Source organism: Flavobacterium odoriferum (assembly GCF_025499515.1).
GTDB lineage: Bacteria > Bacteroidota > Bacteroidia > Flavobacteriales > Flavobacteriaceae > Flavobacterium > Flavobacterium odoriferum.
On record NZ_JAMKFA010000001.1, the window covers coordinates 526610 to 546996 of the forward strand.

Consider the following 20387-nt stretch of genomic DNA (forward strand, 5'->3'; position numbering starts at 1 on the left):
AAACATGATAATTGTTAGCTTTCTGATTCTAAGTGAGTAGAAATATGAAAAATTGCATCACCTTGGTAAATAATAGGCGCATCATTTACATTAATTACATAACCTTCATGCGGCGCTTTCATTTTGTGCTCCACTTTTCCATAAGGATCAGAAATAGTAGCCAATAATTCGCCTTTTTTAACAAAACTACCAATCGTAGTTAAACCATGAAACATACCGGAATATTTCGCTCTAATCCAACTCGATTTTTCTATATAAATGGTTTTGTTGTCTTTTTTTGTTGCTTTTTTTCTCGGATTTAGCATTTCTAAATGATCTAAAAAACGCTTGGTTCCTTCCACGGCTTCTTCAGTAACTTGAAGATTTAAATCCAATGATTTTCCACCTTCAAAAAGCAACATTTTAACGCCTAATTTATCGCAAGAATTTCGAAACGAACCCGAAATATTCTTCGAATACAACGTAAAAGGCGCATTAAAAACATCGGAAAGTTGCTTTAATTCTGGATTTTCTGGTACAATTCTAATTTGAGGAGCATTAAAACGACTGGCTCCACCCGCATGAAAATCGATAGCGTAATCTACGTGCGGAATAATATCTTTTAAAATATAATAGGCAAAACGACTTGCCAAAGAACCTGTTTTACTACCAGGAAACACTCGATTCAAATCGCGACCGTCAGGAAATTCTCTAGTTTGATTGACAAATCCAAAAATATTGATAATCGGAATACAAATTATCGTTCCGCGTTTTGGTTTGTTTATTTTTTGAATGATTAACTGACGCACAATTTCGGTACCGTTGATTTCGTCGCCATGCAAACAAGCGGTGAATAAAACCGTTGGACCATCTATTTTTGAACGCTCCACAATGATTGGAATTTTCAATTTGTTCATGGTGTGCAACTTGGCAATTTCCATGTTAATGGTTTTGCTTTCGCCAGCTAAAATGGTTTCTTTAAGGATTACAAGTGGTTTTGTGGCTGTCATTTTTAAAATCTAAAGTGTTAAAAATACAAAAACAATTGTCATTTGGGAACACAGATTTAAGAAATTTAAGAAATGAAAAGTTTAAACGCAAAGTTCGCAAAGATTTATGCAAAGTTCGCAATTTTTAAAATCCGTTCAATCTGCGTTGCAAAGCATTTGTGTCGTCCGCGTGCCAATTAAAACAATTCTCTTATCTTTGTTCTATCATCTTTCTAAAAAAATGCAAACACCATTAGAACTTCAAATCCAAACTTTACCCGATAATCCGGGTGTGTATCAGTATTATGATAAGGATGGAAAAATTCTATATGTTGGGAAAGCGAAAAACTTAAAAAAACGCGTTCAGTCCTATTTTACTAAGAACCACGACAATTATAAAACATCGGTTTTAGTTAAGAAAATTGTAACGATAAAACACATTGTTGTTCCTACGGAAACCGATGCGTTATTGTTGGAAAACAACTTAATAAAAAAGCTGCAACCACGTTATAATGTCTTGCTTCGCGATGATAAAACCTATCCTTGGATTTGCATCAAAAACGAACGTTTTCCAAGAATATTCTCTACCCGAAAAATGATTAAAGATGGTTCGGAATATTTTGGTCCATATACTAGTTTTAAAACCGTTCATACAATTCTAGATTTAATCAAAGAATTGTATCCGCTGCGAACTTGTAATTATGATTTATCGAAAGCGAATATCGATTCGGGAAAATTTAAAGTCTGTTTAGAATATCATATTGGCAATTGTAAAGGGCCTTGTGAAGGGTATGAGTCATTGGAGCACTATCAAAGTCAGATCGAAAAAATCCGTCAAATTTTAAAGGGAAATTTCAAAGAAAGTTTAAAAGATTTCAAGAAATTGATGACCGATTTGGCAATGGAAATGAAGTTTGAAGAAGCGCAAAAAATTAAAGAAAAAATCGAGGTTTTAGAAAATTACCAATCGCGTTCCACCATTTTAAATCCGAAAATATCCAATTTGGACGTATTTTCAATTATTTCCGATGAAACCATGGCGTATGTGAATTTTTTACAAATTTCGCACGGAGCAATTGTACGTTCGCATACGTTGGAATTGAAGAAAAAATTAGACGAAACCAACGAAGAATTGTTAGAATTAGCCGTAGTAGAATTGCGTGAACGTTTTCACTTGAATTCTAGAGAAATTGTTGTTCCCTTTCCAATTGATTTAGGCGAAAACATAAAAGTTACGGTACCGCAATTAGGCGATAAAAAGCAAATTTTAGAATTATCAGAACGCAATGCCAAATATTACAGATTAGATCAATTAAAGCAAATTCAAATCGTTGATCCAGAGCGACACACCAATCGCATCATGGCACAAATGCAAAAAGATTTACGTTTATCGGTTGAGCCAAGACATATTGAATGTTTTGATAATTCTAATATTCAAGGAACCAATCCTGTTGCAGCTTGTGTGGTTTTTAAAGATGGAAAACCAAGCAAGAAAGATTACCGTCATTTTAACATCAAAACGGTTGAAGGTCCAAATGATTTCGCTTCGATGGAAGAAGTGGTTTATCGAAGATATAAACGAATGTTAGATGAAAATCAACCCTTACCACAATTGATTATTATTGATGGTGGAAAAGGGCAATTATCATCCGCATTAAAAAGTATTGATGATTTAGGTTTGCGAGGTAAAATAGCTATTATTGGAATTGCAAAACGTTTGGAAGAATTGTTTTATCCAGGCGATTCAGCACCTTTGTATTTGGATAAAAAATCGGAAACCTTGAAAGTGATTCAGTTTTTAAGAAACGAAGCGCACCGATTTGGAATCACACATCATCGCGATAAACGAAGTAAATCAGCGTTAACGAATAGCTTAGAAAGTATTCCTGGAATTGGCGAAAAAACCATGATTACATTAATGAAACATTTCAAAAGTGTTAAAAGATTGCAAAATGCCGACGAAAAAGCGATTTCTAAAGTTGTAGGTGTTTCAAAAGCCAAAAAAATTTCCGACTTTTACAAGAACATTACCCAAAAAAATTAAATGAAGCATTTTTTCTTGTTTGTGAGTTTATTCTTCTTAAGCCAAGTTGCCCTCGGACAAGAGAAAGCTGTTGAAAACACTCGACCAAAAGTTGGACTTGTTTTAAGTGGTGGTGGTGCAAAAGGTTTGGCTCATATTGGTGTTTTAAAAGTAATCGATTCGCTCGGAATTAAAGTAGATTATATTGGCGGAACCAGTATGGGAGCCGTTGTGGGCGGTTTATACGCTTCAGGTTATACAGCAAATCAATTGGATTCTATTTTTTCTAAAATAGACGTAGATGCATTACTTCAAGATTATACACCGCGTGAATCAAAATCATTTTACGAAAAAAGAAATGATGAAATTTATGCTTTAACGCTTCCTTTTAATAATTTTAAATTAGGATTGCCTTCAGGACTTTCAAAAGGATTATATAATTTTAATTTAATGTCAAGATTAACACAACATGTAAGTGATGTGAGAGATTTTGATAAACTTCCAATTCCTTTTCTATGTATTGCTACCGATGTTGAAACGGGTGAACAAATTGTTTTAGATGAAGGTATTTTAGCGCAAGCTATAATTGCGAGTGGCGCTTTGCCTACATTGTATAGTCCTGTTGAAATTAATGGGCGATTGTTAATTGATGGCGGAGTGGTGAATAATTATCCTATCGAAGAATTAAAAAATAGAGGGATAGATTTTATCATTGGAATTGATGTGCAAGATGGTTTAAAAAACAGAGAACAATTAAAAGATGTTACCGCTGTTTTATCGCAAATTAATAATTTTTCCATGATCGAGAAAATGGAAGGAAAAAGAAGTTTAACTAACATCTACATTAAACCCGATATTAAAGGTTTTTCAGTTGTTTCTTTTGATAAAGGGCAAGAAATTATAAAAAAAGGAAACGAAAAAGCGAATGAATTTATCAAAGAATTATTGCCTTTAAGAAATATAGATGAAAGACCAACAACATTTAAGGTAATTAAAAATGATTCTATCTTTATAAGAGATATTACGTTTAATAAGTTAGAAAATTTCACAAGAGCTTATGTTCTTGGAAAGTTAAAAATCAAGCGAAATACTAAAATTCCAATGACGCAAATTGAAAAAGGAATTTCAAACTTAAATGCAACGCAAAACTTTAGTGCGATAAGTTATTCTTTCGAAAAAACGCAATCTGGAGAAAGATTAGCATTAAATCTTAAAGAAAACAAGAGCAATACTTTTTTAAAGTTTGGAATTCATTATGATGACTTGTATAAAAGTGGCGCTTTAATTAACTACACTCACAAAAAGTTAATTGCAAAGAATGATGTTGCTTCTTTAGATGTTATTTTAGGAGATAATTTCAGATATAATTTTGATTATTACATAGATAATGGTTTTTATTGGAGTTTTGGTTTTAATTCGAAGTTTAATTCCTTTAATAGAAATATCGCAACTGATTTTGCAAACGGAATAATCTTTACCGATTTAGGAATTAATTCTGTAAACATTGATTTTACTGACATTACAAATCAAGCGTATGTTCAAACTATTTTTGCTCAAAAATTTTCTTTTGGTGCTGGATTAGAATTTAAATATTTGAATATTAAGTCAGAAACGTTAGAAAATTCAACTCCAATTTTTGACAAGAGTAATTATTTGTCTGCTTTCGGATATTTAAAATACGATTCTTTTAACCAAAAATATTTTCCAAAAAAAGGATGGTCATTTTCGGGCGATTTGAAAACATTTTTATATTCATCAGATTATACTAATCTGTTTGAGCGCTTTTCAATAGCTAGAGCAGATGCGGGAATTGTTTTTGAACCTATAAAAAGAACCACAATTAAATTGCAAACAGAAGGTGGGTTTGCAATTGGTGAAAGAACTATTTCATTCTTTGATTTTGTTTTAGGAGGTTATGGTTTTGTTTCCGTGAACAACATTAAGCCATTTATGGGATATGACTTTTTGAGTTTAGCTGGCGACAGCTATGTGAAAGGAACAATAACTGCAGATTATGAAATTTATAAAAAACACCACATAAATTTTACAGCTAATTTTGCTAATGTTGGTAATAGAATTTTTGAGCATACCGAAGATTGGCTATCAAAACCTAAATACACAGGTTATGGAATAGGATATGGAATGGAATCTATTATTGGGCCATTAGAAATAAAACATTCTTGGTCGCCAGAAACTAAAGATCACCACACTTGGTTTTCAGTAGGTTTTTGGTTTTAATTGTAGTTTAAAAAAAAATTCCGATATTTGTGATGATGAAACATTGGACAGGTTTACTTGCATATTTAAAATTCCTCATCAAGAGAAATCCTGAATGAGTAATTTTCTTTTTGTTTTAATTAAAAAGTTTTATTAGAAACTCTTTTAAACTTTTAAATCTATAACTTTTAAACTTAAAGAAATGCCAATATATCATAAATTAGGAGAAATTCCTCGTAAACGACATACACAATTCCGTAAACCAAACGGTGATTTGTATTATGAACAATTGTTTGGAACTGTAGGTTTTGACGGAATGTCAACCAACATGTATCACGAACAAAGACCAACTCAGGTAAAAGAAATCCGAAAACAATATAGTGTAGCACCAAAAATTGCTAACGCCAACAATATTCAGTCTTATAAATTAAGAGGTTTTGAAGTGGCACCACAAGACGATTTTTTAGAAAGCAGAAAAATTGTATTGACTAATTCAGATTGTCACATTGTATTAGCGGCACCAAGAAAATCAACAACCGATTATTTTTATAAAAATACAGATTCAGACGAAGTAATCTTCATCCATAAAGGAACAGGGAAATTAAGAACTATGCTTGGAAATTTAGATTTCAGCTATGGTGATTACTTGGTTGTGCCTCGCGGGATGATTTATAAAATTGACTTTGATACAGAAGATAATAGATTGTTTATTGTAGAATCGCATCGTCCAGTTTATACTCCGAAACAATACAGAAACTGGTTTGGACAATTATTAGAACATTCGCCATTTTGTGAACGCGATATTCGTCGTCCAGAAGAATTAGAAACCAATAACGAAAAAGGAGAATTCATCATCAAAATCAAAAAGAAAGATGAAATTTTTGAAATGGTATATGCTTCACACCCTTTTGATGTTGTAGGTTATGATGGATACAATTATCCTTATGCTTTTTCAATTCACGATTTTGAGCCAATAACAGGTAGAATTCATTTACCACCACCAATTCACCAAACATTTGAAACAGATGCTTTCGTAATTTGTTCATTTGTACCAAGATTATACGATTATCATCCATTAGCTATTCCAGCACCATACAACCACAGTAATATTGATGCCGATGAGGTTTTGTATTATGTGGATGGAGATTTTATGAGTAGAAACGATGTGAAACCCGGAAATATTTCGTTACATCCAGCAGGAATTCCGCACGGGCCACACCCAGGAGCAGCAGAAAGAAGTATTGGTAAAAAAGAAACATTGGAATTGGCTGTAATGGTAGATACTTTCAAACCTTTAATGGTTACAGAAGAAGCCATGAAAATAGCCGATGATACGTATTATCAATCTTGGTTAGAAGAATAATTAATTAAACACAACTTAGGTAAATTTTACCAGAAAAATGTAATATTATGTCACAGGAATTAAAATCAGTCGAATACGGCTTAGAAAAAATATTTGAAGGCGCTCAAGATTTCTTGCCTTTATTAGGAACAGATTACGTAGAATTTTACGTTGGAAATGCAAAACAAGCGGCTCATTTTTACAAAACAGCATTTGGTTTTCAATCACATGCATACAAAGGCTTAGAAACGGGCTCAAAAGATTCAGTAAGCTATGTGTTAAAACAAGACAAAATACGTTTGGTTCTAACTACAGCTTTAACAAGCAATTCACCAATAGGTGAACACGTTAAAAAACATGGTGATGGTGTAAAAATTGTAGCGCTTTGGGTAGAAGATGCAAGAAAATCTTTTGAAGAAACCACAAAACGTGGTGCCAGAGTTTTTATGGAACCAACTGTTGAAACAGATGAATTTGGTGAAGTAGTTCGTGCTGGAATATACACATATGGAGAAACCGTTCATATGTTCGTAGAACGTAAAAATTATACTGGAGTATTTATGCCAGGTTTCGTAGAACATAAATCAGATTATAATCCAACGCCTGTTGGGTTAAAATATATTGACCACATGGTTGGAAATGTAGGTTGGAACGAAATGAATACTTGGGTAAAATGGTACGAAGATGTAATGGGATTTGTAAATTTCTTATCTTTTGACGACAAACAAATTACTACTGAATATTCAGCCTTAATGTCTAAAGTGATGAGTAATGGAAATGGAAGAATTAAATTTCCAATCAACGAACCAGCAGAAGGAAAGAAAAAATCGCAAATTGAAGAATATTTAGATTTTTACGAAGGTCCAGGAGTGCAACATATTGCAGTTGCTACAGATGATATTCTTACAACAGTTGCTGAAATGCGTGCGCGCGGAATTGAATTTTTAAGCACACCACCACAAGCATATTATGATGCTATTCCTGAAAGATTAAAAGATCACATGTCAAAATTTAAAGAAGATATTAATGAACTTCAAAAATTAGGCATTATGATTGATGCTGATGAAGAAGGTTATTTATTACAAATTTTTACAAAGCCAGTAGAAGATCGTCCAACGCTTTTCTTCGAAATTATTCAAAGAATGGGAGCTAGAGGATTCGGTGCAGGTAACTTTAAAGCACTTTTTGAGTCAATTGAAAGAGAGCAAGCATTGCGAGGAACGCTATAAAAACTCAATTTTATTAAACAATCATCAAAATACAACGTTGTAGTAGTGTAAATTTTGATAAAAATATGTTAAAGTTTATTTTTAATTAAGAATAATTCAAAAACACTTATACCTTTGCACTCGCAAAACAAGGAGGTAGTTTGCCTTGTTTTGTAATAAATTTTCATAATTTATAGTTTTTTGGTTGGTTAATAGCATAAAAACTCAGTCATATTTTTGACTGGGTTTTTTTGTTTTAGTATTTTTGGAACAGAAATTGCATTTTCATTTCTAAAATGAATAAACTATGAAAAAAATTATATTACTTCTTGTTCTTTTTGTCTTCACAAATTCATTTGTTCAAAGAGAAAATGCATACACAACTGGCGAATGGATAAAACTTAGAATTCACTACGGATTTGTAAATGCTGGCTACGCTACTTTAGAAATTAAAGACGCTGTAAAGAATAATAAAAAAGTTCACCATGTAGTTGGAAAGGGCTGGACTGTTGGTATGAGCAAACTCTTTTTCAAAGTAGAAGATAATTATGAAAGTTATATTGATAAAGAAACAGGAAAGCCCTATCAATTTGTTAGAAAAATTGACGAAGGTGGCTACACAAAAAATCAAGAAGGATTTTTTAATCAAAATAAAAACACAGTTTTAGTTAAAGATTATAAAAAGAAAACCGAAAAAACATTTAGTGTTCCTGAAGAAGTTCAAGATATTGTTTCTTCTTTCTATTATTTAAGAAATCACCCAAAAATTGATAAACTAAAAGTAGGCGAATCAATTGCAATTGATATGTTTTTTGATGACGAAACAACAAAGTTTAAGTTAAAATTTTTAGGAAGAGAAGATATTAGCACTAAATTTGGAAAAGTTTCTTGTATGATGTTTAGACCTTATGTACAAGCTGGAAGAGTTTTTAAAGAAGAAGAAAGTTTAACCGTTTGGATTTCAGACGACGATAACAAAATTCCAATTCGTTTAAAAGCTAGTTTGGCAGTTGGGTCTTTAAAAGCAGATTTAGAAGCATTTAAAGGTTTAAAACATTCGTTTAAAATAAAAGTAAAATAATCACTAATGGAAGTTACTCCAAAAATCCAAGAGCAATTAAATCAATTGAATGATAAGTTCGAAGCTATTAATCAAAACACATCAACGCATTTAGAAGGTTTGCTTTGGTCAAAACCAATCACATATTGGGATTATATTCAAACCGATGCTTTGTTGAATTTACAAATTCAACGCACTACTTTGCCTGATGAAATGGTTTTTGTAATGTATCATCAAGTAAATGAATTGTTGTTCAAAATGATTCTTTGGGAAATGGATCAGCTTTGCCATACGGAGCAACCTACAACAGCTTATTTTACTGAAAAGTTAGGTAGAATTAGTCGCTATTTCGATATGTTAACCACATCTTTCGATATTATGAAAGATGGAATGGAACCTGAACAATATTTAAAATTCAGAAATACATTAACACCAGCAAGTGGATTTCAATCGGCACAATATCGTTTAATTGAATTCAGTTCAACAGATTTAATCAACTTAATTGATAACCGTTTTAGAGCAACAATTGATAGAAACACACCATACGAACATGCATTTGAACATTTGTATTGGCAAGCTGCAGGAAAGGATTATCACACAGGAGAAAAATCGTATTTAATCTTAGAATTCGAAAGAAAATATAAGAAAGTGTTCTTAGATTGGATGGAAGAATACAATACAATTAACTTGTGGCGAAAATTCAAACAACTTCCAGAAGCAGATCAAAAAAATCCAGAATTAGTAGCAGCAATGCGTCATTATGATGTAACGGTTAACATTACCTGGGTTATGGGACATTTTAATGCGGCAAAAAAATACATAGAAAGTGTACCTGGAAATCATGAAGCAACAGGAGGAAGCGATTGGAAAAAATACATGTTGCCAAAATATCAAAAACGAATTTTCTTTCCAGAATTATGGACAAAAGAAGAATTAGATAACTGGGGAGAATAAAAACATTTGCAAAAACAAACAACATTGAGATATTTAATAACAGCCCTTTTCTTTGTTACTTTTTTTACAGCATGTAATTCAAAAGAGGAGAAAGAAACCAAAAAACAAATAGTAAAAAAAGAACCTATAATCAAAGAATATGGGTTCACTTTTAATGATTATAAAGTAGTAAAAGACACCATTCGTTCGGGTGATACTTTTAGTGCACTATTACAAATATTTCCTTTAAAAGACAGTCTTAAAATCCACGACATTACTGAAAAAGTAAAAGATTCATTTAACGTTAGAAGAATTAGAGCAGGAAAACCATACATCTTGTTTTTAGACAAAAAAAAACCTAACAAACTCCAAGCTTTAGTTTATATAGAAGACCGAATCAATTATACCGTGATTGATTTTAGAGATTCATTAGTGGTTTCTAACAAACAAAAACCAACAGTTGTAAAAAGAAGAGTAGTTGCGGCAGAAATTGAAGGTTCGCTTTCAGAAACATTGAGCAACGCAGGAGTTAGTCCAGCATTAGCTCCAAAATTAGCTAATATTTATGCTTACACTATTGACTTCTTTAAAATTCAAAAAGGAGATAAATTTGCTGTTACCATAAACGAGCGATACATTGACGATTCTATTTATGTAGGTGTTGAAAGTATTGAAGCTTCTTATTTTGAGCATAAAGGCAAAAAAATATTTGCTTTTCCATACAAACTAAGCGAAAATCAGAAAAAAGAAGATTTTTATGATGAAAATGGAAAAGGCTTAAAAAGTATGTTCTTGAAAGCACCACTAGATTACTTCAGAATTTCATCTCGTTTTTCAGGCAGAAGATTTCATCCAGTTCAAATGCGATTCAAAGCACATAACGGAACAGATTATGCTGCTCCACATGGAACACCAATTAAAACAACTGCTTCTGGCGTGGTAGAGCGAACAGGTTATACCGCAGGAAATGGAAATTTTGTAAAAGTCAGACACAGTTCAACCTATTCTACACAATATTTACACATGTCTAAAATTTTAGTTCGAAACGGACAAAGTGTTTCTCAAGGGCAAACCATTGGAAAAGTTGGAAGCACAGGTTTAGCAACTGGTCCTCATGTGTGTTACCGTTTTTGGAAAAATGGTGTACAAGTAGATCCATTACGATTAAAATTGCCAAATACCGAACCAATGGGCAAAGCAGATAAGCAAAAATATTTAAAACATATCGAACCGCTAAAAAAAGAATTAGACAGCATCACCGCAATAAAATTTAAAGAATAATGGCACTTCAAAAAATAAATCCTACTCAAACGGAGGCTTGGCAAAAAATTCAGTCGCATTTTGAAACAATGAAAAGCGTTCAAATGCAAGAATTATTCGCAAAAGACAACAACAGAGCAGAAAAAATGCACTTGCAATGGAATGATTTTTTGGTAGATTATTCTAAAAACATTGCAACACAAGAAACGATTGATTTATTGCTGGATTTAGCTAAAAAAGTAGATTTAAAAGATGCTATTTCAAAATATTTTGATGGCGATTTAATCAATCAAACTGAAAATAGAGCTGTTTTGCATACCGCTTTGAGAGCAACAGAAAACGCTGCTGTAATGGTTGACGGTGTAAATGTTATGCCAGAAGTTTTTTCGGTTAAAAATAAAATCAAAAACTTTTCAAATGAAGTAATTTCAGGAGAAAGAAAAGGTTTTTCAGGAAAACAATTTACAGATATTGTAAACATTGGAATTGGGGGTTCAGATTTAGGACCAGCCATGATTGTTGAAGCTTTACAATTTTACAAAAATCATTTAAATGTACATTTTGTTTCTAATGTAGATGGCGATCACGTCAACGAAATCATCAAAAAATTAAATCCAGAAACAACACTTTTTGTAATTGTTTCTAAAACGTTTACCACACAAGAAACTTTGTCAAATGCTGAAACGATTAGAAGTTGGTTTTTAAAATCGGCAAAACAAGAAGATGTGGCTAAGCATTTTGTAGCCGTTTCAACCAATATTCAAAGAGTAACCGAATTTGGAATTAATCCTACCAATGTTTTCCCAATGTGGGATTGGGTTGGCGGTCGTTTTTCGTTATGGAGTGCGGTTGGATTATCAGTTAGTTTAGCGGTTGGATTTGATAATTTCGATAAATTACTAAAAGGCGCCAACCAAATGGATGAGCATTTTAAAAATGAATCTTTCGACAAAAATATTCCGGTAATGTTGGCTTTATTGAGCATTTGGTACAATAACTTTTTTGGAGCCGAAAGCGAAGCATTAATTCCGTATACTCAATATTTACAGAAGTTAGCTCCATACTTACAACAAGGTATCATGGAAAGTAACGGAAAAAGCATTGGTAGAGACGGAAAACCAGTAAATTATCAAACTGGAACTATTATTTGGGGCGAACCTGGAACAAATTCCCAACATGCTTTTTTCCAATTGATTCATCAAGGGACCAAATTAATTCCAACAGATTTCATTGGTTTCAAAGAAGCATTGTATGGCAATAAAGACCATCACGATAAGTTGATGTCGAACTTTTTTGCACAAACCGAAGCTTTATTAATGGGGAAAACCGAAGCGCAAGTAAAAGCAGAATTTGAAAAGCAAGGCATTTCAGATGAAAAAGCTAATTTTCTATTGCCTTTTAAAGTGTTTTCTGGTAACAAACCCACAAATACCTTATTAATAAACAAGCTAACACCGGAAAGTTTAGGAGCTTTAGTGGCTTTATATGAACATAAAATTTTTGTACAAGGCGTTATTTGGAACATATTCAGTTATGACCAATGGGGCGTTGAACTCGGAAAACAATTAGCCAACACGATTTTAGAAGAAATTGTGACTAAAAAAGTGCAACAACATGATAGTTCAACTACGTTTTTATTGAAAAATTATCTGAATTAAATCCGAATAAGTAAGAATTATGAAATTCCTCAATTGAAAAATTGGGGAATTTCTTTTTTAACACCTCTTTCATCGATAAAAAACTAAAAAAAACGTTAAAAGTATAAATGATTGTTTTTTAATGGATTGAATACTTTTATTAACATTAACTTAACATTAGAAATAAATTCTTGTAGGAAATTTGCAGAAAATATTTTAAAAAACACAGCAAATGAAAATTTTTAAAAATGCATTACTTTTTGGGTTTATGTTTATATCAACCCTTACAGTATTTTCTCAATCAAAAGTTACTGGAACTGTTATTGATGGCGAGTTTAATCAGCCGTTAGCAGGAGCAAGTGTTGTTGTAAAAGGAACTACAACTGGAACAGCAACAGACTTTGACGGAAAATTTGAAATTACAACTTCTCAGAAATCGGGCGAGATTGTGATTTCATTTTTAGGCTATGAAACAAAAACAGTTTCATATACAATTACAGGTAATTCAGTTAACGTAGGAAACGTTGTGGTTTCGCCAGAGGCTGGTCAATTAGAAGAAGTGGTTTTAGTTGGTAAAGGAATTATTGACGTTGCAAAAGAACGTAAAACACCTATTGCTGTTTCTACAATTAAAGCATCAGAAATTCAAGCTAAAGTCGGAACAGCAGACGTTACACAAGCAATGGTTAATACACCATCAGTATATGTAGCTGGTCAAGCCGGAGGTTATGGAGATTCTAGAATTACTGTTCGTGGTTTCCAACAAGATAATACTGCATTTTTATTAAATGGTCAACCAATTAATGGAATGGAAGATGGTAAAATGTATTGGTCAAACTGGTCTGGAATGTCTGACATTGCAAATTTTATTCAAGTACAAAGAGGTTTAGGTTCTTCAAAATTAGCTATTTCTTCAGTTGGAGGAACCGTTAACTTTGTAACTAAAGCAACCGATAAAAAAGAAGGTGGTTTTGTTTCTATGGGCGTTGCAAATAGCGATTATTTTAAATCTACAGCAGCATACAATACAGGTATGAATGCGAAAGGATTTGGTATGAGCATCATGATGTCACACTGGCAAGGAGATGGTTATAACCAAGGGACAAGAGGTGAAGGTCAAAACTATTTTATTTCTTTTGGATACAAACCAAATGAAAAACATAATTTCAACTTCTTAATCACTGGTGCTCCGCAATCTCACGATCAAAACTTCACAAAAAGAATTTCTGATTATTTAGCATTTGGAAGAAAGTATAATAACAATTTTGGGTATTTGAATGGAAAGTATATATCTGAGAGAACAAATTTCTATCACAAACCAGTTGCTAATTTAAACTGGGATTTCAACATCAATAGTACTACTTCATTATCTACAGTTTTATATGCGTCATGGGGTCGTGGAGGAGGAACTGGTAATTATGGTAGTGGTAAAGTAAGCGTAAAAGTACCGACTCACCCAATTACTGGTCAAACAAACTATTCGACTTATATAGATTATGATGCTATTTATGCTAATAATTTAGCTGATGCTGATGGAATTGGAACAGGTTCTAATTATGCAATAAGAGCGTCAATGAATAATCATGCATGGTATGGTTTAGTTACAAATTTCAAAAAAGAACTAAATGAAAACTTAAATTTGAACTTTGGTTTAGATTTAAGAACCTATAATGGGGATCATTATCGTCAAATATCAAATTTTGTTGGTTTAAATGGATGGACAGAATCAAGACCTTTAAGAGATAATACACATGTTGTTCCTGTTCCTAATACAACTTTACCAGTTGTATCAAATACAGTTAATCAATCCTATAATATTAATCCTTGGTATGCATTTTTTAATACTGCGGATGATTCTCAAAAAATTGATTATGATTATAGTGAAACCATTTCTTATGGAGGAGTTTTTGGTCAATTAGAATATTCAAATGATAATTTTTCAGCTTTTTTCCAAGGAGCAATTTCTAATCAATCGCACCAAAGATTTGATTATTATGATTACCAAGATCAATACCAAGATTCTGAAAAAGTTTCTAACGTAGGGTATAATGTAAAAGGAGGAGCTGCTTATAATTTTGCTGAAAAACATGCTGTTTACGCAAATGCAGGTTACTATTCTCGTCAACCATACCACGATAACATTTACTTAAACTTTACAAATCAAGTAAATCCATTAACTGAAAATGAAAAAGTATTAGGTTTAGAAGCTGGATATACTTTTAAATCAAAGATGTTTACAGCAAGTTTAAACGCTTATAGAACAACTTGGGAAGATAGAGTTGTGACTACTTCAACTGTTCAAGCTACTAATGGAACTATTGGTACAACTCCAGTACTTGCGGGCGATGTGATATTTACTGAAAATCAAGGTGTTAAGCAAATTCATTCAGGTTTAGAATTAGATTTTGTTTTCAAACCAACTTCAAACATAGATGTAAAAGGTTTTGCTTCAATGGGTAATTGGGAATATGCTGATAAAGCAATAAGCACAAAAAGGGATGAAAATTTAAACCCTTTATTAGTAACAGAAACAGATTTAGATGGAGGAAAAGTTGGAGATGCTGCTCAAACTACATGGGGATTAGGAGTTAAATATGAGTTTATTAAAAACTTTTCAATTGATGCTGATTGGAGAAACTATGATAAATTATATGCAAACGTTGCGGCTAAAGATAACTTAGAATTACCAAGCTATGATTTAGTTGATGCAGGTATTTCATATAAAATGTTAGTTGGTAAAGACAAACAAAACTCTGTTAACTTTAGATTTAATATGAATAATGTTTTTGATGAGGTTTATTTATCTGAATTAACGTCTAATATTAAAACGGATGCATTTATTAGCGGAACTTCTGGTCCTACATATCAATCTGCTGGTAGAGTATACAAAGGAATTGCAGATGGTAACCAAGGTTACTTCGGTTTCGGAAGAACTTGGAATTTTACAATTCGTTATAACTTCTAATTCAATTTAGAAAATAGTTTTATAAAACCTCTTACTCATTTTTTTGAGTAAGAGGTTTTTTTATTTCTTATATTTGTATTTCACCAATAAAAAAAAACTATGAATCAAGTACTTCTTAACGTTCACTCTTATTTAGCTTATGCTGCATTAGCTTTGTTAGTTTTAGCCTCTATTAATGCTATTTTAGGCCTAACATCAAAAAAATTATTCACTGATAAAGATTTGCGTATTTCGCTTTTCACAATGATTATTTGTCACATTCAATTGTTAGTTGGTTTAATCGTTTATTTCGTTTCTGAAAAAGGTTTTCAAGCTTTTGCAATTGAAGGCGCAATGAAAAATTCAGATTTAAGATTAACCATGTTAGAACATCCATTAATTAATATCATCGCGTTAGTTTTAATTACAATTGGATGGTCTAAACACAAAAAAGAAGAAAGTAACAATGGTAAATTCAAAAAAATTGCCGTTTTCTATACGTTAGGATTAGTATTAATTTTATCACGTTTGCCTTGGAGTAGTTGGTTAAACTAATCTTTTGGTACACTATTTGGTAATAGGTTAAACAAAAACAGAAAATCATGAAGAAAAATATCATAATAGTATCGTTTGTGTTGCTTATTACAATTCTATTGAGCTTTTCTAATAAGACTAAACATGGTTTTATTAGAGAAGCTTCTTTATTTGATACCGTAAAGAAAAAAGATTCACTTCGTCTATTAGACTCAATAAAAGTTGTCGATTCTATCAGAATTTCTGATTCTATTGCTAATTTAAAAACCCGTTTTTACAAGAAAAATGTTGAAGCATCACATTATTCAGATAAATTAAATGGTAGGAGAACCGCAAGCGGAAAAGTATTTCACAACAACAATTACACCGCAGCTCACAAAACATTAAAGTTTGGAACTAAAGTTAAAGTCACCAATATTGCAAACAACAAAAGCGTAATTGTAACCATTACAGATAGAGGTCCGTTTACAAGACACCGTGAAATTGACATGGCTAAAAAACCATTCTTAGAAATTTCTCATAACAAAGGCAGAGCACCTTTGCGAGTTAATATCGAAATCGTAGAATAATTATTTCCAGGAACAAAAAGGATGTTCGCTTAAATGCGAATTGTAATATTTTTTATCGCCAGTAACTTCTTTACCTAACCAATTTGGTTGTTCAAAAAACTCATTTTCAGAAGTAAGTTCTACTTCGGCAATTATTAATCCTTGATTTTCACCCGAAAAAACATCAACTTCAAACGTGTGTTTTCCAAGCGGAATTTCATATCTAATTTTGTCAATAATACCGCTTTCACACAATTGCAGTAAGGCTTCGGCTTCTGAAAGTGAAATTTCTTTTTCCCATTCAAAACGAGTTGTTCCATTTTCGTTTCCTTTGCCTTTTATGGTTAAAAAACCCTTATTTCCTTTGATTCGAACTCGAACAGTTCGTTCAGGATTTGAGTTCAAATAACCTTGTACAATTCTATTATTTACTGTGCTTTCTTTGATAAAATCAGTTGATTCAACTAAAAATTTGCGTTCTATTTCTTCCAAAATTTAGGATTTATTTAGGTAACTAAAGTACGAAAAAAATGTTTCTATTCGTATATTTACAATTATTAGAAGAAAAGTATGAATATAGCCAGAAGAAAAAATACCAATACATTTGAAGAAATTTGTCATACCTATTTTAATGAACTTCAATTATGGAAAAACGAAGAATATAACGAAGACATCGTTGTTGCTTTAGTAAATACCATTAGACCCAAAAAGCCTAAGACAGTTGAAGTTGTAGATATTTCAAATGTGTTACATTTTTTTATCGAAAATCCACAAATAAAAGAAAATTTCGTAGTTTTTTTACAATCAATTTTACAAGGAAGAAACTTTGATTCTATTCTAACTGATGCTGGAATTTTACAAGACACCGATTTTATTTACGAAGTAAAAAAGCGAATTTTTGCAAAAATTTTACCATACCAAGCACCAAAAGAAACACTGCAATATTTACTAAATCAGATTTTCTTTTTAGATTCTGATCCTATTTGGGTGAATAAAATTCCTAAAAAACAACTCGAAGAACTTTTTGAACTATTTGGTTTTTCTGGAATTTATGAAGCAATCGACGAAGGTTCTGTTTTGTTTGAAGTCATGCAAGCCATGAATTTATTATCACAACGTACCAGCGGTAGAGCCTTAGAATCTGAAGTATTAAAAATGGTACCCGAATATGCCAATTTAGAAAGTCCGTTTGCTGCTTTTGAAAAAGAATTATTTGCGATTGAAAATACCATTAAACAAAAAGAAAATAATTTTCATATCACATCTTCAGACATCAATTACAAGCAGTTATTGGTGCTGTATAAACAATGTAACGAATTTGTAGAAAAAGCGTTTCAAAACTCTTCTAAATACGGAATTTCGTTACGTGTAAACCAAAACTTGTTGCGCATCAAACAGCAATTGTATCGTTTAGGTGTTTTATTGCCCCTTTTAGTGATTGATAAACCCGAAGAAAAGAAAACCAAAAGCATCGAATTGGCCATAAAGCTGATTAAATACAATTGTCAAAAAACAAATGTTCGAAAATTAATCAACGAAAGCACGCAATTATTATCCTACGAAATTACGCAACACACCGCAAAAACAGGCGAACATTACATTACTGAAAGTAAAACAGAATATTTCAAAATGTTGTATGCAGCGCTCGGTGGCGGATTAATTGTTGGGTTCTTGTGTATTTTTAAATTGCTTCTTTCAAAGCTAGAAACCAGCGATTTTGGTCATGCGTTTTTTTATAGTTTAAATTATTCGTTTGGATTCATTGTTATTTATTTGTTGGGATTTACCTTGGCAACAAAACAACCTGCCATGACGGCAGCTGCTTTAATCACAGCTTTAGAAGATGGTTTGAGAAAAAATTCCATTTCGGCAGATGAAAAACATAAAAGTTTTGCCAAATTATTTGCACGTTTATTTCGTTCACAGTTTATCGCCTTTGTCGGAAACGTTGCCATGGCTTTTCCGGTTTCGTTGTTAGGAATTTGGTTAATTGACATCACGTTTCATTATAATATTGCCGAAGTCAAATGGAATAAGCTACTTGTAGATTTGAGTCCAATTCATTCCATGGCGATTTTTCATGCCGCAATTGCAGGATTTTTTCTGTTTTTATCAGGAATTATCTCAGGAAGCATTTCCAACAGAGACAAACATTTTGAAGTAAAATATAGAATTGAAGAACATCCGTGGTTAAAAATGACATTCGGAAAAGAGCGAACAAAAAAAATTGCCAACTGGTACGATAAAAAATGGTCGGGTGTTATATCCAATTTTTGGTTTGGGGTATTTTTAGGAAGTACTGCTTCTGTAGGCTTATTTTTAGGTTTAAATTTAGATATTCGACACATCACTTTTGCCAGCGGAAACCTAGCGTTAGGGCTTTATGGTGCGAATTATGTGGTGAGTAACAGCATGTTGTTTTGGGGAATTTTCGGCATAGGAATCATTGGATTAGTTAATTTTTTAGTTAGTTTTGGATTGTCTTTAGGATTGGCTTTTCGCTCTAGAAACATTCCTTTAACAGAATTAAGACCTATTTTTTCATCCATCAAAAGACGATTTTTAAGTAAACCAATGAGTTTCTTTTTTCCAACGGAGTAAAATTTATGGAACAGCAACCTTTGCAACGGAAAATTATTCACATCGACATGGATGCGTTTTATGCATCGGTAGAGCAAATGGATAATCCTGAGCTGAAAGGAAAACCTTTGGCTGTTGGCGGAAGCGAAGTTCGTGGAGTAGTTTCAGCAGCAAGTTACGAAGCTAGAAAATTTGGTGTTCGAAGTGCAATTAGCGGTATTCAAGCGAAGAAATTGTGTCCCGATTTAATTTTTGTGCGACCGAGATTTGACCGTTACAAAGAAATTTCGAAGAAAATCAGAAAAATTTTCCTTGATTATACCGATTTAGTCGAACCGTTATCGCTCGATGAAGCGTATTTAGATGTTACCGAAAACAAAAAGGGGAATCCTAGTGCGACTTTAATTGCACAAGAAATCAGAAAAAGAATTTTTGAAGAAGTTGGTCTTACGGCTTCGGCAGGAATTTCCGTAAATAAATTTGTTGCCAAAATAGCTTCCGATTACAACAAACCCAACGGGCAAAAAACGGTAAATCCAGATGAGGTAGAAGCCTTTTTAGAAAAATTAGACGTAAAAAAATTCTACGGTGTAGGCAAAGTAACGGCTGAAAAAATGTATCAATTAGGCATTTTTACTGGTTACGATTTAAAGCAAAAATCATTAGAATATTTAGAGAAACATTTTGGCAATAGTGGTTTGCATTATTACCAAATTGTGCGTAGCATTCACAACAGTGCGGTAAAACCCAACAGAAAAATTAAATCAGTAGGAGCGGAGCGCACTTTTGGGGAGAATTTATCTTCTGAAATCTTCATGGAAGAACGTTTGCTAAGTATTGCCAAAGAATTAGAAAAACGCCTACAAAAAAGCAAAATCTCAGGAAAAACCATCACTTTAAAAATAAAATACTCAGATTTCACCTTACAAACCCGAAGCAAAACTTTGCCGTATTTTGTAAACGACAAAAACATCATTTTAGACGTTGCCAAAGATTTACTCTACCAAGAACGCCTAAGAAATTCCGTACGATTACTAGGAATTTCCATCCACAACCTAAACAACGAAGAAAAAACCAAAACTGAGTTGCCTCAAAAAAGTGTCTCGGTGCAATTGAAGTTTGAGTTTTAAAAA

General features: G+C 32.4%; 15 protein-coding genes. 13 read left to right on the forward strand and 2 right to left on the reverse strand.

Translation table 11 applies throughout. The features are described 5' to 3' along the window. Positions 1 to 14 precede the first annotated feature (14 nt). Positions 15 to 989, reverse strand: a complete 975-nt coding sequence (locus tag M9Q43_RS02495) for a succinylglutamate desuccinylase/aspartoacylase family protein (protein WP_262317395.1) — start codon at positions 987 to 989, stop codon at positions 15 to 17. Positions 990 to 1209: 220 nt separating this feature from the next. Between M9Q43_RS02495 and uvrC the strand changes: the two genes are divergently transcribed. The 11 genes from uvrC (at position 1210) to M9Q43_RS02550 (ending at position 16695) form a co-directional block, all read left to right on the forward strand. Next, a complete protein-coding gene (uvrC, locus tag M9Q43_RS02500; protein WP_262317396.1) occupies positions 1210 to 3012 on the forward strand; it encodes an excinuclease ABC subunit UvrC in 1803 nt (600 codons plus the stop codon). Continuing rightward, positions 3013 to 5229: a patatin-like phospholipase family protein gene (locus M9Q43_RS02505; RefSeq protein ID WP_262317397.1), complete on the forward strand. Its 2217-nt coding sequence runs from the start codon at positions 3013 to 3015 to the stop codon at positions 5227 to 5229. A gap of 181 nt (positions 5230 to 5410) precedes the next feature. Further along, complete coding sequence (locus M9Q43_RS02510; protein WP_262317398.1) at positions 5411 to 6571, forward strand: homogentisate 1,2-dioxygenase; 1161 nt, start codon at positions 5411 to 5413, stop codon at positions 6569 to 6571. A gap of 47 nt (positions 6572 to 6618) precedes the next feature. Continuing rightward, a complete protein-coding gene (hppD, locus tag M9Q43_RS02515; RefSeq protein WP_262317399.1) occupies positions 6619 to 7779 on the forward strand; it encodes a 4-hydroxyphenylpyruvate dioxygenase in 1161 nt (386 codons plus the stop codon). A 286-nt stretch (positions 7780 to 8065) separates the two neighbouring features. After that, positions 8066 to 8839 (forward strand): DUF3108 domain-containing protein, encoded by a 774-nt coding sequence (locus M9Q43_RS02520; RefSeq protein WP_262317400.1) that lies wholly within the window; start codon positions 8066 to 8068, stop codon positions 8837 to 8839. Positions 8840 to 8845: 6 nt separating this feature from the next. Next, entirely contained in the window at positions 8846 to 9772 is a 927-nt protein-coding gene (locus M9Q43_RS02525) for a tryptophan 2,3-dioxygenase family protein (protein WP_262317401.1), read from the forward strand. A 24-nt stretch (positions 9773 to 9796) separates the two neighbouring features. Beyond that, on the forward strand, positions 9797 to 11032 hold the full coding sequence (locus M9Q43_RS02530) for a M23 family metallopeptidase (protein WP_262317402.1): 1236 nt from the start codon (positions 9797 to 9799) through the stop codon (positions 11030 to 11032). Next, positions 11032 to 12669 (forward strand): glucose-6-phosphate isomerase, encoded by a 1638-nt coding sequence (gene pgi, locus M9Q43_RS02535; RefSeq protein ID WP_262317403.1) that lies wholly within the window; start codon positions 11032 to 11034, stop codon positions 12667 to 12669. Before M9Q43_RS02530 ends, pgi begins: the two co-directional genes overlap by 1 nt. A 211-nt stretch (positions 12670 to 12880) precedes the next feature. Further along, complete coding sequence (locus M9Q43_RS02540; protein ID WP_262317404.1) at positions 12881 to 15613, forward strand: TonB-dependent receptor; 2733 nt, start codon at positions 12881 to 12883, stop codon at positions 15611 to 15613. A gap of 99 nt (positions 15614 to 15712) precedes the next feature. Further along, entirely contained in the window at positions 15713 to 16147 is a 435-nt protein-coding gene (locus M9Q43_RS02545; RefSeq protein WP_262317405.1) for a hypothetical protein, read from the forward strand. 47 nt (positions 16148 to 16194) lie between these two features. After that, on the forward strand, positions 16195 to 16695 hold the full coding sequence (locus M9Q43_RS02550) for a septal ring lytic transglycosylase RlpA family protein (RefSeq protein ID WP_408611235.1): 501 nt from the start codon (positions 16195 to 16197) through the stop codon (positions 16693 to 16695). Here M9Q43_RS02550 and M9Q43_RS02555 read toward each other — a convergent pair whose 3' ends face one another. Beyond that, on the reverse strand, positions 16696 to 17166 hold the full coding sequence (locus tag M9Q43_RS02555; RefSeq protein ID WP_262317406.1) for a CYTH domain-containing protein: 471 nt from the start codon (positions 17164 to 17166) through the stop codon (positions 16696 to 16698). It abuts the gene before it with no gap. Positions 17167 to 17244: 78 nt separating this feature from the next. On the opposite strand from M9Q43_RS02555, the gene M9Q43_RS02560 reads away from it, so the two are divergent. Both M9Q43_RS02560 and dinB read left to right on the forward strand, forming a co-directional pair. Beyond that, positions 17245 to 19275 carry a site-specific recombinase gene (locus M9Q43_RS02560; protein ID WP_262317407.1) on the forward strand — a complete coding sequence of 677 codons (2031 nt, stop codon included), beginning with the start codon at positions 17245 to 17247 and terminating at the stop codon, positions 19273 to 19275. A gap of 5 nt (positions 19276 to 19280) precedes the next feature. Continuing rightward, positions 19281 to 20384, forward strand: coding sequence for a DNA polymerase IV (gene dinB / locus M9Q43_RS02565; protein WP_262317408.1), 1104 nt, complete (start codon positions 19281 to 19283; stop codon positions 20382 to 20384). Positions 20385 to 20387: the final 3 nt, after the last annotated feature.